17 protein-coding genes are annotated in these 16,995 nt (G+C 58.9%); 7 read left to right on the top strand and 10 right to left on the bottom strand.

The window, feature by feature from the left end; translation table 11 throughout:
- Nucleotides 1-50: 50 nt before the first annotated feature.
- From trpC to IGS75_RS12895, 5 genes are read right to left on the bottom strand one after another with little or no spacing between them, the layout of a single operon-like run.
- Nucleotides 51-977: an indole-3-glycerol phosphate synthase TrpC gene (gene trpC, locus IGS75_RS12915; RefSeq protein ID WP_141352254.1), complete on the bottom strand. Its 927-nt coding sequence runs from the start codon at nt 975-977 to the stop codon at nt 51-53.
- The gene (gene trpD / locus IGS75_RS12910; RefSeq protein WP_141352255.1) at nt 974-2,065 is read right to left on the bottom strand and encodes an anthranilate phosphoribosyltransferase; all 1,092 of its coding nucleotides are present in this window, start codon (nt 2,063-2,065) and stop codon (nt 974-976) included. The genes trpC and trpD overlap by 4 nt, the downstream gene beginning before the upstream one ends.
- Nucleotides 2,062-2,658: an anthranilate synthase component II gene (locus IGS75_RS12905; RefSeq protein WP_141352257.1), complete on the bottom strand. Its 597-nt coding sequence runs from the start codon at nt 2,656-2,658 to the stop codon at nt 2,062-2,064. The genes trpD and IGS75_RS12905 overlap by 4 nt, the downstream gene beginning before the upstream one ends.
- A 58-nt stretch (nt 2,659-2,716) precedes the next feature.
- Nucleotides 2,717-4,129, bottom strand: a complete 1,413-nt coding sequence (gene trpE, locus IGS75_RS12900; protein WP_141352259.1) for an anthranilate synthase component I — start codon at nt 4,127-4,129, stop codon at nt 2,717-2,719.
- Nucleotides 4,129-6,204 carry a peptidylprolyl isomerase gene (locus IGS75_RS12895; RefSeq protein WP_228123792.1) on the bottom strand — a complete coding sequence of 692 codons (2,076 nt, stop codon included), beginning with the start codon at nt 6,202-6,204 and terminating at the stop codon, nt 4,129-4,131. The genes trpE and IGS75_RS12895 overlap by 1 nt, the downstream gene beginning before the upstream one ends.
- A gap of 74 nt (nt 6,205-6,278) precedes the next feature.
- Between IGS75_RS12895 and tpiA the strand changes: the two genes are divergently transcribed.
- The 4 genes from tpiA to kdsA all read left to right on the top strand — a co-directional run bounded on the left by tpiA (nt 6,279) and on the right by kdsA (nt 9,952).
- Entirely contained in the window at nt 6,279-7,079 is an 801-nt protein-coding gene (gene tpiA, locus IGS75_RS12890) for a triose-phosphate isomerase (protein ID WP_202257099.1), read from the top strand.
- Complete coding sequence (gene secG, locus IGS75_RS12885) at nt 7,076-7,396, top strand: preprotein translocase subunit SecG (RefSeq protein WP_141352263.1); 321 nt, start codon at nt 7,076-7,078, stop codon at nt 7,394-7,396. The genes tpiA and secG overlap by 4 nt, the downstream gene beginning before the upstream one ends.
- Nucleotides 7,397-7,499: 103 nt before the next feature.
- Entirely contained in the window at nt 7,500-9,131 is a 1,632-nt protein-coding gene (locus tag IGS75_RS12880) for a CTP synthase (RefSeq protein ID WP_202257097.1), read from the top strand.
- Nucleotides 9,128-9,952: a 3-deoxy-8-phosphooctulonate synthase gene (gene kdsA / locus IGS75_RS12875; protein ID WP_202257095.1), complete on the top strand. Its 825-nt coding sequence runs from the start codon at nt 9,128-9,130 to the stop codon at nt 9,950-9,952. Before IGS75_RS12880 ends, kdsA begins: the two co-directional genes overlap by 4 nt.
- 2 nt (nt 9,953-9,954) lie before the next feature.
- Here the strand turns inward: kdsA and IGS75_RS12870 are convergent, their stop codons facing one another.
- A complete protein-coding gene (locus tag IGS75_RS12870) occupies nt 9,955-10,425 on the bottom strand; it encodes a DUF3429 domain-containing protein (RefSeq protein WP_237468840.1) in 471 nt (156 codons plus the stop codon).
- A 102-nt stretch (nt 10,426-10,527) separates the two neighbouring features.
- Here IGS75_RS12870 and eno point away from each other — a divergent pair, with 102 nt between their 5' ends.
- Nucleotides 10,528-11,808: a phosphopyruvate hydratase gene (gene eno, locus IGS75_RS12865; RefSeq protein WP_141352269.1), complete on the top strand. Its 1,281-nt coding sequence runs from the start codon at nt 10,528-10,530 to the stop codon at nt 11,806-11,808.
- Nucleotides 11,809-11,948: 140 nt separating this feature from the next.
- Entirely contained in the window at nt 11,949-12,278 is a 330-nt protein-coding gene (locus IGS75_RS12860) for an FtsB family cell division protein (protein WP_141352271.1), read from the top strand.
- Nucleotides 12,279-12,361: 83 nt separating this feature from the next.
- Here IGS75_RS12860 and rpmG read toward each other — a convergent pair whose 3' ends face one another.
- A complete protein-coding gene (gene rpmG, locus IGS75_RS12855; protein WP_011253780.1) occupies nt 12,362-12,529 on the bottom strand; it encodes a 50S ribosomal protein L33 in 168 nt (55 codons plus the stop codon).
- A 305-nt stretch (nt 12,530-12,834) separates the two neighbouring features.
- Here rpmG and lexA point away from each other — a divergent pair, with 305 nt between their 5' ends.
- A complete protein-coding gene (gene lexA, locus IGS75_RS12850; RefSeq protein ID WP_141352458.1) occupies nt 12,835-13,545 on the top strand; it encodes a transcriptional repressor LexA in 711 nt (236 codons plus the stop codon).
- A gap of 44 nt (nt 13,546-13,589) precedes the next feature.
- Here the strand turns inward: lexA and IGS75_RS12845 are convergent, their stop codons facing one another.
- The 3 genes from IGS75_RS12845 to uvrC form a co-directional block, all read right to left on the bottom strand.
- Entirely contained in the window at nt 13,590-14,195 is a 606-nt protein-coding gene (locus IGS75_RS12845) for a hypothetical protein (protein ID WP_141352273.1), read from the bottom strand.
- 101 nt (nt 14,196-14,296) lie between these two features.
- Nucleotides 14,297-14,899, bottom strand: a complete 603-nt coding sequence (gene pgsA / locus IGS75_RS12840) for a CDP-diacylglycerol--glycerol-3-phosphate 3-phosphatidyltransferase (protein WP_024716896.1) — start codon at nt 14,897-14,899, stop codon at nt 14,297-14,299.
- Between the two features lie 90 nt (nt 14,900-14,989).
- Nucleotides 14,990-16,927: an excinuclease ABC subunit UvrC gene (gene uvrC, locus IGS75_RS12835; RefSeq protein WP_202257093.1), complete on the bottom strand. Its 1,938-nt coding sequence runs from the start codon at nt 16,925-16,927 to the stop codon at nt 14,990-14,992.
- Nucleotides 16,928-16,995 lie beyond the last annotated feature (68 nt).

Here is a 16,995-nt window from a genome sequence, read left to right as displayed (position 1 = left end):
GGGTATGCCGTGAAAAAACGGCCCTGACCGCCCTTAAAGGCGGCCGAAGATCAAATAAAACCGAGCAATCGACGTGCTGCAACGCCCGGATCGGGCTCACGCAACAGGCTCTCACCGACCAGTACGGCGCTCGCACCTACTGCTCCGACTTTCATCATATCGTCCTGCGTCCGGATGCCACTTTCCGAGACGACCAGACGGTCCGGCGGCACCATCGGCGCCAGATCGATCGTCGTCTGGATATCGGTCTTCAGGGTGCGAAGGTTACGGTTGTTGATTCCAATCAGGAATGTATCGAGTGCCAGCGCCCGGTTCAGTTCGGCTTCGTCATGGACCTCCAGAAGGACATCCATGTCCAGCCCGCGCGCAATTGCGATTAGTTCGGCCGCCTGCGTTTCCGTCAGCACCGCCATGATCAGCAGAATGCAGTCCGCCCCGATTAGGCGGCTTTCATGGACTTGCCAGGGGTCCAGAATAAAATCCTTGCGCAGGATCGGCAGACTGCATGCCTCACGCACGGCCCGGATATCATCCGTGTTGCCGTGAAAGCACGAGCCTTCCGTCAGAACCGAAAGACAGGTGGCGCCGGCAGCCTGATATTCCTGCGCTATCTCCACCGGATTGTAGTCCGGACGCAGAATACCGGCGGATGGAGACGCCTTCTTGATCTCGGCAATCAGTCCGACCTGACGATCAGCCGTGAGATGCTGGAGCGCTTGACCAAAGCCCCGTGTCGGGACCGTTACTTCCCGGGCGCGCGCTGTGATCTCCTTGAGGGACATGATTTGCGAGCGCTGCTCGATATCCACGCGGGTGCGGGCGCAGATCCGGGCCAGAACGTCACTGCGGTCAGCCGCAGTTTCCGCTTCGGGATCCTTGATGGGCGGGGTCGTCGTTTCCGGAATTTCCGGGTCCGGGAACTGTTCCGTTCCCTCAGGCGAATATGTCATCGCCGGTCGATGGTACATGAATGTCATGATCGTCCTGCGTTTTGGGGGGCAATGGAATGAGCTGACATGCGCGCAACCTCGAGCGCGGCACGTGCAAGCCCCCGGTCAATGGAGTCTGCCGCCATTCCTACATTGCGACGGAAGGCCGGAACGTCAATCGCTCCGGCCTTCACGATATCGCCGCGACCTGCCACGTGCAGGGCCGCAGCGGCGTTGAGAAGAACCGTATCCCGGTAAGCGCCATTCGCGCCATCCAGCAGGGCGAGCAATGCGGCAGCATTGGTCTGCGCGTCCCCGCCCCGGATGGTTGAAATCGGCGCGACAGCCAGTCCGGCCATGTCCGGTTCGATCCCGAATGAAAAAAAAGCGTCGTCCTGCCAGACCGAAACCTGGGAGGGGCCAGCAAGCGTAAGCTCGTCGCTTCCACCCTCGTCGGTCGAGCCATGGACGGCCCAGACCGACAGACTGCCCAGTGCGCCAAGCGCCCGCGCCACGGGCTCGCACCAGCGCCTGTCAAACACGCCGATCAGCTGATGGCGGACTTGAGCGGGGTTGCACAGCGGGCCGAGCAGATTGAACAAGGTGCGGAAACCCAGCGTCTTACGGACAGGAGCCGCATGCCGCATCGCACGATGATGCTGGGGGGCTGCCAGAAAGACTAGTCCATCTTCGCGCAGCCGACGGCCCTGAAGCTCCAGATTGTCGGTCGGGGGAATGCCCAGAACCTCGAGAACATCCGTCGCACCCGTAGCAGATGAGAGTGCGCGGTTACCATGCTTGGCTACGGGGACGCCAAGTCCCGCCAGTACGAAGGCTACGGCTGTGGACACATTCAGTGTCTTCAGGCCGTCGCCGCCTGTTCCGCATACATCAATAGTGCCGGCTGGAGCATCCGGCAGAACCGTCATGTGATGACGGACCGCCCGAACGGCCCCAGTCAGTTCAGCAAAGGTTTCGCCGCGCAGTTTCAGCGCAGTCAGGAAAGCGGCAAGCTGAACCGGATCGACCTCGCCAGCCATGATGGCGTGAAAAGCAGTTTCTGCCTCATGACTGTCGAGCTGTCGTCCCGAGACCGCCTGATGCAGAAGGGACGTAAAATCTGCACTCACTGTCATGCGGCCTGCGTGGCATGGACCGGAATACCGGCAATCGTCAGGAAATTGGCCAGCAGTTCCCGGCCTGCAACGGAAGCAATACTCTCGGGATGGAACTGTACGCCGTGCACAGGATAGTCACGGTGGCGCACGCCCATGATGACGCCGTCTTCCGTCCGGGCATTGACTACGAGCGTTTCGGGAATGCTGTCGGGGGCAAGAGTCAGGCTGTGATAGCGCACCACATCTACTGGCTCTGGCAGCCCGGCAAAGACGCCTGTTCCGTCATGATGAACTGCGCTGATCTTGCCATGCATAGGCATGGGCGCGCGTACAACTTCTGCCCCGAAGACCTGCCCAATGGCTTGGTGGCCGAGGCATACGCCGAAAACCGGCACCTTGCCCGCAGCTGCACGGATCAGGTCACAGCAGACCCCGGCTTCGGTCGGAGCACCCGGACCTGGCGAGATCACGACTGCAGACGGATTGAGCGCCAGGGCTTCCTCGACACTCAGCGCGTCATTGCGCCGCACGTCACACTCAACCCCAAGCGCACCCAGATGGTGGACGATGTTGAATGTGAAGCTGTCGTAATTGTCGATGAGAAGGATCATGGCAATAGAATGACCGCCGTGTCTGTTTTCGTCAAATACATCGCGTTTCGAGGCCCCGTCAGGCTTTTGCGGCAGTTGCGACGGCGATTTCCGCCGCGCGAAACAGTGCGCGGGCCTTCGCCTGCGTCTCGCGGAACTCGGCGTTCGGATCGCTGTCGGCCACGACACCGCAGCCGGCCTGCACATACATGTTGCCGCCCTTGAGAACGGCCATGCGCAGCCCGATGCAGGTATCCATTTCCCCATCTGCCCCGAAATATCCGACGCAGCCCGAATAGGGCCCACGCCGCGTCGGTTCCAGCTCGTCAATGATTTCCATGGCGCGGATCTTGGGGGCCCCTGTCAGCGTTCCGGCCGGGAAAGCTGCGACAAGTGCATCCATCGCCGTTTTGCCGTCCTTGATGCGGCCGGTAACGGTCGAGGAAATATGCATGACGTGGCTGTAGCGCTCGACGACAAATTTTTCCGGAACCTCGACGGTTCCAAGCTCTGAGACGCGTCCGACATCGTTTCGGCCCAGGTCAATCAGCATCAGATGCTCGGCCAGTTCCTTGCGGTCGGCCAGTAGCTCCTCTTCCAGGGCCAGATCCTCTTCGCGATCCGCTCCGCGCGGACGTGTGCCCGCCAGCGGACGTACTGTGACCTCGCCGGCGCGCAACCGCACGAGAATTTCAGGCGAGGACCCGACCAGAGCGTAGTCCTCAAGCTCCATTACGAACAGGAAGGGAGCCGGATTGACACGGCGCAGGCTGCGATAGAGCGAGAGCGGCGACAGTGGGAATGGTGTTGTGAAGCGTTGGCTCGGCACGATCTGGAAGGCATCGCCCGCAGCGATATAGTCCTGTGCCTTGCGGACGTGATCCTCGAACTGCTGTTGCGTCATGTTCGATGTCGGTGGTGCCAGTTCCGTGTCGGGCGGCAGCGTCTCGCGCTCGTCTCCCAGTGGGGCGGCCAGAGCGGCCCGTGCCTGATCGAGAAGTGCCTTCGCCTTCGCATCCGTTGTCTCGCCGCGCACTGGCACGGCCAGCGTAAGCTCGTCCCGCACGGAATCGAAGACTGCGAAAAGGCGCGGACGGATCATGATCCCTTCCGGCAGTCCCAGATCGTTGAGTGGGGCGTTCGGCAGGCGCTCCATCTGGCGCACCATGTCATAACCCAGTACGCCGAACACGCCGCCGATCATTGGCGGCATTCCGGCCGGAAGCTCCATCTGGCTCTCATCCACGATGGTCTTCAGTGTCTCGAGCGGCACGCCGTCAATGGGCCTGCCATCCAGTGTCACTTTTCCGTCCCGGCATTTCCAGACCAGATCTGGCAGAAGCGCGATGACGGAATAACGCCCGCGGGCTGCACCGCCTTCGACACTCTCGAACAGCAGTCGGTACGGATCGTCCGACAGTTTTGAAAGGCGCAGAAAGGCCGAGACGGGCGTCAGGAGATCGGCAGCTTCGATGCTGTAGACAAAGCCCATCAGTGTGCCCCGTTATCGGCTGCCGGAGCACTTGCCGGCGTGGCGGCCGTTACGACCTGATTATAAAGCGCCATATTGATATGTGAGGGCGGAACCTCTTTTTCCATGGCGGCGTTCAGCGCCATCGGGATGTCGGAACGCATGGACTGCAGATATTCGTCGGAAAGCTGCTTACCCAGGCTCTTCAACTCCTCTGCCGAGGCCGGCTTGTCCGCCGTCACGTTGACCAGCCAAAAGGCATCCGGTGATTCGAACATGCCGCTCGTTCCCGGCTTGAGTCCGAAGACGCCGCGCAGGACATTCTGCGGAAGGCTCTGGTCTGGATGAACCCGGGACACGGCAACGTCCTGGCGCAGGGCTGAGGCTTCGGTCTGCCCCTCAACGGCCTTGCGCAGCGTTCCAGCCTTGGCGCTATTGAACAGTGTGGTCGCACGCAGATCTGCAGCATGGCGCTTCTGATCCGCCGTCCAGGCTTGCACGACCTGATCGCGTACGCTGTCGAACGGTTTGAGTGTGCCCGGATGCACTTCATCGACGAGCAGGGAGAATGCCGTGCCGTTCGGACCATTGATGACGGTCGGCTGGGTATCCTTGGACTGGGTGAAGATCTGGTGGATGATCGCCTGGCGCAGGGCTGCGTCGCCCGGGATGGGTGCCGGCAGACCGTCCTGCGTCAGGCCGTTTGAATCCAGTGTGCCGGATGCGGGCACGGCCCCGAGGTCGCTTGGGATCTGTTCCAGCGTCGAAGATCCGGCAACTGCATCCTGAAACTGCTTCTGACGGGCCTGAAGCGCTTCCCCGGCTTCCTGGTGCTGGACCTGCGTTTTCAAACCTTCCTTAGCTTGTTCGAAAGTCGTTTTGTGCGGCGCGGTAATGGCCGTGATGTTAAAGACGACCCAGCCCATGCCGGTCTTTTCCGGGCCGGAGATGCGGTCGGACGCTGCTGCGAATGCCGCCTTGGCGAGTTCGGGGTTTGGGATGTCGCTCTGGCGTACGGACGGCAGGGATACTGCAGCAGCTTCAGGGAATTTCTTCTGGATATCGTTCCAGGACGTTCCGCTCTTCCAAGCAGCGGCAGCAGCATCGGCCTTTGCCTGATCGGTGAAGGTCAGGACCTGAATTGTCCGCGTCTCGGGCATATCGAAGGTGCGGGCCTGAAAATCATAGAGACGGTGCAGGACGTCGTCGGGAACCTCGATCGTCTTCGCTACGCTGTCCGGCGTCATGACGACCATCTTTGCATGACGGTATTCCGTCGTGCGGAACATCTGCGGGTGGTTGTCATAGAAACGATGAAGCTGGTCATCGGTCGGCGCGGCAGCAATGACACTGCTTGCAAACGGGATCCGGACAAGATCGAACACGCGCTGGCTCGCATCGAAGGACAGCATCCGGTCCGTCAGGGAAGACGGCGCGACAACAGACTGCCCCATGCCCTGCAGAAGGCCGCGTGAAGCGATATCCTCGCGGATGGCCTGGAGCAGCTTGCCCTCGGACAGGCCGATCCGGGTCAGACGGTCATTGAAGACGCTCCGGTCGAACTGTCCGGCGGCGTTGTGGAACGCTGGAATGGCAAAGACTTCCTGCCGAACCAGATCATCGGGAACCATCATGCCCGCACGGGCGGCAGCAAGCTGGGTCTCGTTTTGGATCACAAGGTTTTGAAGCGCCTGCCTTGCGATCTGCTCGACCTCGCCTTTGGGAAGCTTGGACGGGTCGGCAAGTCCGATCCGTCTGGCGACTTCGGGAAGCTGCGCCGAGAGCGCGCGACTGAAATCATCCGGCGTGATGCTCCGATCGCCGACGCGCACGACTTCGTTCGAGCTTGCCGTGCCCATGTTGGAATACACATCTCCCACGCCCCAGCCGATGAAGGCCAGAAAGATCAGCAGCGCGGCGGCACGGCCGGCCCAGGAGTCAACAAAGAGGTGGCGGAGCGTGGTAATCATAGGGTCAGGGCAGATCCGGATGACGGGATGGTGCGGACACAAAAGGCCCGCTAGACTTGCCGCACCATAATGTCGTGAGAACGGCTTGACCAGAAGCAGACCGGAACGAGTGCTGACTTGCGGCATTCATTCGGTTGCAGACATTGAGCGCATACCGGTAACGCCCTCATTCTTCAGGGCGTCATCATCAAGGAGGAAGAGTGCCCCCATCACCTAGGCTTGTCGTTGGAAACTGGAAGATGCATGGGTTGCGGGAGCAGTCCGGCCGTCTTGCCCGTGCCGTCGCCGAGGGCGCGCAGTCTCTCCCCGATGACGTGCGGCTCGTTTTGTGCCCACCCTTCACCCAGCTTGCCAGCGTGCATGGCATCATCAATGCTGAAGGGCCGGCGACGCCGCTGCATCTTGGTGCGCAGGACTGTCATACGACGTCTTCGGGGCCCCATACCGGGGATATTTCGGCTGAAATGCTGGCCGACCTTGGTATCCGCTACGTCATTCTCGGCCATTCCGAGCGTCGACAAGCCCATGGCGAAACTGATTTCCTGATTCGCCAGAAGGTTGAAGCTGCCGAAGCTGCGGGCCTCATTCCCATCGTCTGTATCGGTGAGACGATGCAGGAGCGTCTTGAAGGCCGGACGACCACCGTTCTGGCCACGCAGGTCGAGGGATCGTTGACCGACGGCTTTACAGGTATCCTGGCTTACGAGCCTGTCTGGGCTATCGGAAGTGGCACGATCCCGCCTATCGACGAGCTTGAGAGAACCCTCTCTCTCCTGCATGGACTGTTGCAGTCCCGTCTCAAGACGGATGACATTCGCGTGCCGATCCTGTATGGCGGCTCCGTCACACCGGCTCAGGCGCCGACTATTTTTTCCATCGGGTCGCTTGGCGGGGTGCTGGTTGGCAGTGCCAGTCTGGAAGCAGAGAGCTTCCTGCGCATCGCTGAAGCAGCATCTTTCCGCCTGACGTCCCAATCATTGTCCGGACCCTATCGTTCATGACCACTCTTTTGCTTGCTCTCAACCTGCTGGTCACACTGGCGCTGATCGGAGTGATCCTGATCCAGCGTAGCGAAGGCGGTGGCCTCGGCATTGGCAGCGGCCAGGGCATGGGCTCCTTCATGAGCGGCCGCGGGACGGCAACGCTGCTGACGCGTGCCACGTCCGTTCTCGCTGGCATCTTCATGCTGTTGTGCCTGGTGCTGGCCGTCATGAACCGTGGCGCTTCTTCCGGCGTTGGCTCGCATGACATTCTGGCCGAGCCGCCTGCCGCAACCCAGACGACCACCACCACAACCCCGGCTGCACCTGCTCACTGACCGAGCCTAAAGATCCCCGTTCAAACTTTTTAACGGGGATCTTTTCAACAGACGCGTCTCTTCGCTTCCCCTGCCCCATGTCGGCAGTGTATGAAGACCGCCCATGACGCGTTTCGTATTCATCACCGGCGGTGTGGTATCTTCTCTCGGCAAGGGCATCGCTTCAGCGGCCCTAGCTGCTCTCCTCCAGGCGCGCGGATACAAGGTCCGTATGCGCAAACTGGACCCCTATCTCAACGTGGATCCGGGCACCATGAGCCCGTACCAGCATGGTGAGGTGTTCATTACCGATGACGGGGCCGAAACCGACCTCGACCTCGGTCACTATGAACGCTTTACGGGCGTCCATGCGTCACGTGCTGACAACACCACGACGGGACGGATCTATTCGGATGTGATCGCCCGCGAACGCCGTGGCGACTATCTGGGTGGGACCGTGCAGGTCATTCCGCACATCACGGACGCCATCAAGGACGTCGTGGTCACAGGCACCGACGACTATGATTTCGTCCTTGTGGAAATCGGCGGTACGGTCGGCGACATCGAGAGCCTGCCTTTTCTCGAGGCCATCCGTCAGTTACGCAATGATCTCGGCCATGCCCAGACCATGTGCGTGCACTTGACCCTCCTGCCCTACATTCCGGCAGCTGGCGAACTCAAGACGAAGCCGACGCAGCATTCCGTCAAGGAATTGCAGAATGTCGGCATCCAGCCGCAGATGCTCCTGTGCCGCTCGGATCGTCCGATTCCGGACAACGAGCGTCGCAAGATCGCCAATTTCTGTAACGTCCGCTCGGAAGCTGTCATTGCAGCGCTCGATGTGGACACGATCTATGCCTGCCCCATTTCCTATCACAATGAGGGAATGGACCAGGAAGTCTTGCGCTATTTTGGCCTGCCCTATGACAGCAAGCCGGACCTCTCGCGCTGGGAAAAGATCGTCCACGCGATTCGTGAGCCCGAAGGCGAAGTCCGCGTAGCCATCGTCGGCAAGTACACGGCTCTGCTCGACAGCTACAAGTCGCTGGCCGAAGCCCTACTGCATGGTGGCATCGCCAACCATGTTAAGGTGAAGCTCGACTGGATCGAATCGGAAGAGTTCGAGAAGAACGGCAACATTGCCGAGCGTTTGAAGGATGCAGATGCTATCCTCGTGCCAGGCGGATTTGGTGAGCGTGGCGCGGAAGGCAAGATCCAGGCTGTCCGCTATGCTCGTGAGCACAACATTCCCTTCCTTGGCATCTGCTTCGGCATGCAGATGGCAGTGATCGAATGTGCCCGTTCGTTGGCTGGTTTGCCCAAGGCCTCCTCGACTGAGTTCGGTCCGACGGACGAACCTCTGGTCGGCCTGATGACTGAATGGGCGCGTGGCAGCGAGCTGCTTCGTCGCCGCGAAGGTGGCGATCTGGGTGGTACGATGCGTCTGGGTGCTTATCCGGCCAAGCTGGTTCCGGGCTCCCGCGTGGCAGAAATCTACGGCCGTACGGAAATCCGCGAGCGCCATCGTCATCGCTGGGAAGTCAACGCCCACTACAAGGATCGCCTTGAAAAGACGGGCCTGCGGTTCTCCGGCCTCTCTCCTGACGGTGTGCTGCCGGAAGTTGTTGAGTATCCGGATCACGCTTGGTTCGTAGCAGTGCAGTACCATCCGGAACTGCTCTCCAAGCCTTTCGACCCGCATCCGCTGTTCGCAGGCTTCATTGCCGCGGCTGTCAAGGAGGCTCACTGCAAGTGAGCTTCCGGATCGGAGACCTTACGGTCGGCCAGGATCAGCCGTTCACGCTGATTGCTGGCCCTTGCCAGATCGAATCCCGCGAGCACGCAACAGAAATGGCCGATGCTATTTCCAGCCTGTGTCGTGAGCTGGGAATCAGTCTGATCTACAAAAGCAGCTTCGATAAGGCGAACCGCAGTTCGGTCAACGCCGCGCGTGGCGTAGGTATGGATGCGGGTCTAGACATTCTCGCCAGCATCCGGGAACGATTCGGCGTCCCCGTCCTGACGGACGTCCATACTGCCGAGCAGTGTGAGTCTGCTGCCCAGGCCGTTGATGTTCTTCAGATCCCAGCTTTCCTGTGCCGCCAGACTGACCTGCTGCTGGCTGCGGGCAAAACTGGTCGCGCCATCAACATCAAGAAGGGCCAGTTTCTCGCACCTTGGGACATGGCAAATGTTGCCGCGAAGATCGCGTCTACAGGCAATGAGCGCATCATGCTCTGCGACCGCGGCACGAGCTTCGGTTACAACACGCTGGTGAGCGATATGCGTGGTCTGCCGATCATGGCGCAGACGGGTTATCCCGTCGTATTTGATGCCACTCACTCCGTGCAGCAGCCGGGTGGCCTTGGGGCTTCAACTGGCGGTCAGCGGGAGTTTGTTGAGCCTCTGGCACGTGCTGCTCTGTCGATCGGCGTGGCTGCCGTTTTTATCGAGACACATCAAGACCCGGATCACGCGCCGAGCGATGGTCCGACCATGGTGCCGCTTAGTGAAATGCGTGAACTTCTGACGCGCCTGAAGGCCTTCGACGCGCTCACGAAGTCTTTTCTGTCCTAGGTTTAGGACGGCGCCAGAGCTGCTAGAAACAGGCTCAGCACCGCAATAGCTGTGAGTCCTGTGCGAAGCGGCAGATAGCCTGGGGGAAGAGCGCCTTTTCTCCAGGCTTCCCGTTCCACCAGGAATGTCCCGACAAAACCGATGATTTCCAGCCCAAAGCCGGCGCGGATATCCCCCAGAACGCCAACGCATAGTGACAGCCATGCCCACAGCGCAGGGCAGACACCCAGTACGAGGCGCTGACGGTCCCGCTGCGATGTGCCGCCAACGGTGATGATGTCCGGACGTTCCATGGCCAAGCCCCAGTGCACGGCCCCCAAAAATGACAGAACGCAGGACCCGTACGCCAGAAGAATGATTTTCAGATGAGGTAGTGGCGTGAAGATCCCGGCCAGGAAGATCCACCCTCCGAGCGTCATGAAGGGGATCAGTCCGGCAATGCCGAGCACGAAAACGGGAAAAGGAAGACGCATGTCGTCGTTGACCTCACGGCGTGATTTTGAGACTTGAAATAGCTGTTTCATTCCGAACGGTCACGAGCCAACCCGGTTCACGCATCTCCAGGAGAGCTTCCATTGAGCGCCATCGTTGATATTACCTCCCGCGAAATCCTGGACAGCCGCGGCAATCCCACCGTCGAGGTCGAGGTCGAGCTGTCCTCCGGTGCCCGCGGCCGCGCTGCTGTCCCGTCTGGTGCCTCTACAGGTGCCCATGAAGCCGTGGAACTGCGCGATGGTGATAAGTCCCGCTACGGCGGCAAGGGTGTCCTGAAGGCCTGCAGCCATGTTGAAAATGACATCCTTGAAGTGCTCCAGGGCGCCGAATCGGAAGATCAGATCGCCATCGACAATGCGATGATCGATCTGGACGGGACCCCCAACAAATCCCGTCTGGGTGCAAATGCCATCCTGGGCGTCTCCCTCGCCGTCGCCAAGGCAACGGCCGAGGAACTGGAACTGCCGCTGTACCGCTATGTCGGTGGTGCCTATGCCCATCTTCTGCCTGTGCCGATGATGAACATCGTCAATGGCGGCGAGCATGCCGACAATCCGATCGATATCCAGGAATTCATGATTCAGCCGGTCGGTGCTCCGACGGTAGCGGATGCCATCCGTATGGGCTCGGAAATTTTTGCGCGCCTGAAGAAAGGCTTGTCCGAAGCCGGGTACAACACCAATGTCGGCGATGAGGGCGGTTTTGCACCGAATCTGAAGTCTGCTGATGAAGCTCTTGGATTTATTGCAAAATCTGTTGAGGCTGCGGGCTACAAGCTCGGTGAAGACGTAACTTTCGCGCTCGATTGTGCTGCTACTGAATTTTATGCTGATGGCCGCTACAACTTGAAGGGTGAAGGCAAGGAATTCGATGCGTCGGGCATGATTTCCTATCTTGAAGATCTGGCCAACCGTTACCCGATCGTCTCCATTGAGGACGGTCTGGCGGAGGATGACTGGGAAGGCTGGGCAGAGCTTACGACCCGTCTGGGCAAGAAGCTTCAGCTTGTGGGAGACGATCTGTTCGTGACCAACCCGGAGCGTTTGCGCCGTGGCATCAAGGCCGGCACGGGTAACGCGCTGCTCGTGAAGGTCAATCAGATCGGTACGCTGACCGAGACGCTTGAAGCTGTCGAAACCGCTCATAAGGCCGGTTATGCCTGCGTCATGAGCCATCGTTCCGGTGAGACGGAAGATTCCGTAATTGCCGACCTCGCCGTCGCCACGAACTGTGGACAGATCAAGACGGGCTCCCTCTCCCGCTCTGACCGCACGGCAAAGTACAATCAGCTGATCCGGATCGAGCAGCAGCTCGGTAGCGCCGCACGCTATGCCGGACGTAGTATTCTCAAGAACTTCTGAGATTGCACGACGGCCTCATCTCCTTCGGGAATGGGGCCGTTTTTCAGATCCAGACGTGAAAGATCTCTGCTTCATTCATTGTCTGATCATGATTGACTGATATAAGCTGAAGCAGTCCTTCAGAACGGAGTATTCACGACGTGACACTGATCCGGCTCATCAAGCGTGGTGTCCGCGCCGTTGCTCCCCCAGCTTTCTTCCTGTCCCTGACGGCCTATTTCGGGTGGAACGCCCTTCACGGCGCTCATGGTATTCATGCCTACCAGGAGCAGTTGCAGCTTCAGAAGGATGCTCTTCAGGCTCGGCAGGATGCCGACGACGAACAGAGTGTCTGGCGCCGGCGTGTCGTCGCGCTAAAGGAAAAGGCGCTTGACGCTGATATGCTGGATGAGCGGGCACGTGCCACGATGAATCTAACCCGCAGCGGTGATTTGGTTGTTCCCTACGGTCCTCACGACAAGCTATTCTGAGCAGTTGTCAGGAAACCTAGTTCAGTAGATACAAAAAAAGCGGCCTTAAGGCCGCTTTTTTCATAAAGGCTGTCGAAACAGCCTTACTTGATCTTGGCTTCGCGGAACACGACGTGCTTGCGTGCAACCGGGTCGTACTTACGCACTTCCATTTTCCCCGTAGCGGAACGGGCATTCTTCTTCGTGACGTAGAAGTAGCCGGTTTCGGCGGACGAAACGAGCCGGATCTGAATAACGTTGCTCTTTCCCATGATACCCTCGGGCTTTCGCCATACTGATGCCGCTCGAAGGTGTCGATGCAGCATGTTGATCTCTAGATTGGGCGCACCATGCTGATTTGTGGTCCGCAGGTCAAGGCCCTGACGTACAATTTCGGGGTTTTCCTGCGCTTTCAAAGACTTTCAGACCGAGAGAATCTTATCAGGCCACCGTGCAAGCCTCTCTCTTTCGCTTGTGAGGCAACAGACAGGAACCTATAAGGAACAAATGTGGGATGACTTTCATTCTACACCTTGTTTTCCGACCTGCCTCCGCCGAGGCGCATGGGAGCGCCTGCATGCTGACCCGCAAGCAACACCAGCTTTTGCTATATATCGACGACCACCTTCGCAGGACGGGATATTCTCCTTCTTTTGACGAAATGAAGGATGCTCTTGAGCTTCGCTCAAAGTCTGGCATCCATAGGCTGATTTCTGCTCTGGAAGAGCGCGGCTTTCTGCGTCGTCACCATCATCGCGCCCGAGCGCTCGAAGTGTTGCGTTTGCCAAACATGGGAACCGAGGTTACTGCCGCTACGGGTACCGCGTTCCTCCCTGCCGTCCTTAACCAGGGGCAGAAGGGCCTTGAAGGTGCATTCTCAGAAGCCAGCGTCGCCAATGACCGCCAGACTGTCAGCATCCCACTCTATGGACGTATTGCAGCTGGTCTTCCGATCGAGGCCATGCAGGATGATAGCGATCGGATTGACGTTCCGGTCTCGCTTCTTGGCACCGGCGAGCATTATGCCCTGACGGTTGCGGGTGATTCGATGATCGAAGCGGGCATTCTGGATGGCGATATCGCCATCATACGGCGACGCGAGACTGCGGAAAATGGACAGATCATTGTCGCCCTGATCGACGAGCAGGAAGTGACGCTCAAAAAGCTGCGTCGTCGCGGATCGATGATTGCGCTGGAAGCGGCCAACAGGGACTATGAAACCCGCATCTTCCCGGCGGAACGGGTCCATATCCAGGGTCGTCTGATCGCGCTTTTCCGGCAGTACTGAAACTGAGCAACTGTTGACGGCTTCAGAAGCCATCAGAATTCCTGTTATTGCGACGCAGCGGGTGTGCCTCGTACGACTTTCACGCTGCCATCCGGCGCAATCAGTGTGCTTGTGCCGTCGCCATTCGGAATGACGATGGTCTTGCTTGGATTCTTGTTCAGGAAACGGGTAGCGCTATCGGGGACCGAGGATGGGAGTGTTGGAATTACATGGCTGCGGTCCCGGCTCACGCCCTGATGGGTATCGGCGCTTTCGCCGACAGACATGCTTTGCCCCTGCATGAGCTGCTGTCCGGAAGCCCCCAGAGCCCCCTTGCTGCCAATGCCTCCCATAAAGTTCTCGTCGAGAGCTGCGCCACCGAAATAGGTTGCAGGGTCTCCGAGGGCATGACTGAACGTGCTGTCGGGGTTTTCGACGTCCTTGAGAGTTGGAAGAGGCTGTGGGGCACCAGGCCAGATATTGCCGCCTTCAGGAAAGATCGGGGTTTCGGCGTATTTTTCACCACGGGCACGGTGAATATTTTCACTGTCACCGTGTGGACCATTGGGATTATCGAGTGCCGTCCACACCATGGTGTCACGGATATACTTGCCCATGCCTGAACAGCCGCTCAGAGCGAGAGGTAGTGCCAGCAGAGCGGCCTTCCGCATTTCTTACTCCCACAAGGTCAATGAATGACCCTTAGCGGTCCTTGTGACGGAGCGCCAGATGAAGACAGTCAAAGACATCCATAATTCCACAGAGACTAGTGTCAGAAACTGATCTTGGATGACTTGCGGGATTGTCCCGCCATGATACGGGCGAGCCCGGCAGTCAAATAACCCCAGCCGCTGATGACGGTCGGAATGACCGAGAACCAGAGAAGAATTCCACCGATCAGGCTGGCGGGAAGGAAGGAGAGACCCAGCATTCCTGCTGCCCCATCTCCACCGATCAGAAACCCGATCGCCACCATCTGAATTCCGGTTTTCCATTTCGCCAAGCGGGTGGAGGGCAGCGTTTCTCGCTGTGATGCCATGTATTCCCGAAGGCCACTGACCAGAATTTCCCGGACCATGATGATGATCCCGGCATAAAGTGAGAAAACCGGGAGGTGCGTCAGCCCGGCGAGAGCCAGAAGAAGCGACCCCACCAGCAGCTTGTCTGCAATCGGATCCATCATCCGGCCCAACTCCGAAAGCTGGTGCCAACGGCGTGCGAGTGCCCCGTCCAAATAGTCCGTGATGCACGCTGCAGTGTAGACCGCGCATGCAATTACGTTTGCAGTCGGCGAATGCACGGAGAGCAGCACGACCAGTACAGGAATGGACGCGATACGCAGCAGTGTCAGGATGTTTGGCAGATCTGTCAGCATCGCAGTCAGTCTAGAACAGTTTTCGTCTTTCCGGTATGCGCCAATGTGGCCGTAAAAGATGTATTTTTCGTGTAAATTCCGACGTGCGGCTTAATGGCTGCGATTATCGGTCGATGTCTTCTGCACCCATTCCGGATGAAAATGCCCGTAAATGGCGGTTGCCGTACTCGAGCTGATCCCCGGCGCATTCTCAAGTTCGTCAAGGCTCGCTTGTCTGACGGATTTCGCTGAGCCGAAATGGTTGAGCAGGGCTTTTTTTCGCGCCGCCCCGATTCCCGGAACGTGATCCAGCTCCGAACTGCGCAGTCCTTTAGAGCGCCCTGCCCGGTGGGTCGTGATAGCGAATCTGTGCGCCTCATCACGCAGCCGCTGCAGGTAATACAGGACCGGATCTCGCGGCGGGAGCTGGAATGGCGGTTTCGATTCCATGAAGAACCACTCCCGCCCTGCGTCACGATCCGGTCCTTTGGCGATGGCAACAATCGGGATCCCTGTCACGCCCAGATCCGCCAAAACGGTCCGTACTGCGTTGAACTGCCCGAGCCCTCCATCAATCAGCAGCAGATCGGGCCAATCTTCCGGTCGCTCCCCGTTTTCAGGGCGATGTCCGAACCGCCGTTCCATGACTTCCCGCATCATGCCGAAATCATCGCCTGGCGTGACAGGTCCCTTGATGGCGTATTTGCGATAGGCGCGCTTGTTGAACCCTTCCGGACCGCCCACGACCATCACGCCATAAGGGGCCTGTCCCATAATGTGCGAGTTGTCATAGGTCTCAATCCGCTGGGGAATTTCCGGCAGGCCAAACACTTCCGCAACACCCTCGAGCAGTCTGCGCTGTCCGGTATTCTCCGCCAGCTTCCGCTCCAATGCCTCACGCGCATTCAGTGCGGCATGCTCGACAACGTCTTTCTTTTCGCCCCGCTGTGGTCTCAGGATCTCGACCTTCTGTCCGCGGCGTATGCTAAGGGCTTCCTCGACGAGATTCAGCTCTGGCAGTTCGCAGTTCACAAGAATGGAAGGCGGTGGCGGTTTGTTATCATAGAATTGGATCATGAAGGCGGACAGCACGTCTGCAGCGGTCTCTTCTTCCGAGTGTGTCGGGTAGAACGCCCGGTTGCCGTTATTGCGGTTGCCGCGAATGAAGAAAACCTGGATGCAGCTCTGACCAGCTTCCTGCCAGATGGTCATGATGTCCGCATTGTTGATTGAGGTCGGGTTGATTGTGCTCGAGCCCTGAATACTGGAAAAACCCCGGATCCTGTCCCGAATGGATGCGGCCCGCTCGTAGTTCATTTCCTGCGAGGCCTGCTCCATCTCGGCAACTAGGCGCTGCTGCAGTTCCGTGCTGTGTCCGGAAAGGAACTGGCGTGCCTCGCTGACCAATTCGGCGTAATCTTCTTTGGAAATCCGGTCCACACAGGGCGCTGAGCAGCGCTTGATCTGGTACAGTAGACAGGGGCGCGTTCTGCTGTTCAGAACCGCATCCGAACAGGAGCGCAGCAGAAAGCTGCGCTGCACCAGATTAAGCGTCTGATTGACCGCCCAGGCATTCGCGAACGGGCCCCAGTAGGTCGCACCCTTAACCGGTTTGCCACGCTGTTTGGTGATCTGGGGAAACTCATGGCTCTCGGTCAGCATCAGCCACGGATAGCTCTTGTCGTCGCGCAGCAGGATGTTGAAGCGGGGCTTCATACGCTTGATGTAGTTAGCTTCCAGAAGCAGCGCGTCGGCTTCCGTCCTTGTGATGACGATTTCCATCGACACCGTCATCGACACCATCCGCCGCAGCCGCTCCGGCAACTGGTTGATGCGGGTATAGGACGACACGCGCTTCTTTAGGCTCAGCGCCTTGCCGACATACAGAACCTCTCCCTTCTCGCTCAGCATGCGATACACGCCAGGGCTGTAAGGAATGGTCTTCAATGCCTCACGGATGGCCTCCACGCCCTGCTTTTTCTCTGCAGGAATAAGGGGGGCGTCCTGATCGGCAGGATAGTCGGAATGGTGCGGAGGAAGGTCGGTCATTCAGCTTCTTCAGTCATCCACTGAACCTGTGGAAAAGTCTGTGGGCTGCTCCGTGACAGAATCATGAA

The sequence above is a fragment of the Gluconobacter sphaericus genome, assembly GCF_016757795.1.
Classification (GTDB): Bacteria; Pseudomonadota; Alphaproteobacteria; order Acetobacterales; family Acetobacteraceae; genus Gluconobacter; species Gluconobacter sphaericus.
This window is presented reverse-complemented; position numbering and strand designations above follow the sequence as displayed.

What these genes read in the sequence shown, in the direction of transcription:
- trpC (WP_141352254.1), bottom strand. Translation starts at nt 977, where the DNA reads ATGACATTCATGTACCATCGACCGGCGATGACATATTCGCCTGAGGGA.
- trpD (WP_141352255.1), bottom strand. Translation starts at nt 2,065, where the DNA reads ATGACAGTGAGTGCAGATTTTACGTCCCTTCTGCATCAGGCGGTCTCG.
- IGS75_RS12905 (WP_141352257.1), bottom strand. Translation starts at nt 2,658, where the DNA reads ATGATCCTTCTCATCGACAATTACGACAGCTTCACATTCAACATCGTC.
- trpE (WP_141352259.1), bottom strand. Translation starts at nt 4,129, where the DNA reads ATGGGCTTTGTCTACAGCATCGAAGCTGCCGATCTCCTGACGCCCGTC.
- IGS75_RS12895 (WP_228123792.1), bottom strand. Translation starts at nt 6,204, where the DNA reads ATGCCGCAAGTCAGCACTCGTTCCGGTCTGCTTCTGGTCAAGCCGTTC.
- secG (WP_141352263.1), top strand. Translation starts at nt 7,076, where the DNA reads ATGACCACTCTTTTGCTTGCTCTCAACCTGCTGGTCACACTGGCGCTG.
- IGS75_RS12880 (WP_202257097.1), top strand. Translation starts at nt 7,500, where the DNA reads ATGACGCGTTTCGTATTCATCACCGGCGGTGTGGTATCTTCTCTCGGC.
- IGS75_RS12870 (WP_237468840.1), bottom strand. Translation starts at nt 10,425, where the DNA reads ATGCGTCTTCCTTTTCCCGTTTTCGTGCTCGGCATTGCCGGACTGATC.
- rpmG (WP_011253780.1), bottom strand. Translation starts at nt 12,529, where the DNA reads ATGGGAAAGAGCAACGTTATTCAGATCCGGCTCGTTTCGTCCGCCGAA.
- lexA (WP_141352458.1), top strand. Translation starts at nt 12,835, where the DNA reads ATGCTGACCCGCAAGCAACACCAGCTTTTGCTATATATCGACGACCAC.
- IGS75_RS12845 (WP_141352273.1), bottom strand. Translation starts at nt 14,195, where the DNA reads ATGCGGAAGGCCGCTCTGCTGGCACTACCTCTCGCTCTGAGCGGCTGT.
- pgsA (WP_024716896.1), bottom strand. Translation starts at nt 14,899, where the DNA reads ATGCTGACAGATCTGCCAAACATCCTGACACTGCTGCGTATCGCGTCC.
- uvrC (WP_202257093.1), bottom strand. Translation starts at nt 16,927, where the DNA reads ATGACCGACCTTCCTCCGCACCATTCCGACTATCCTGCCGATCAGGAC.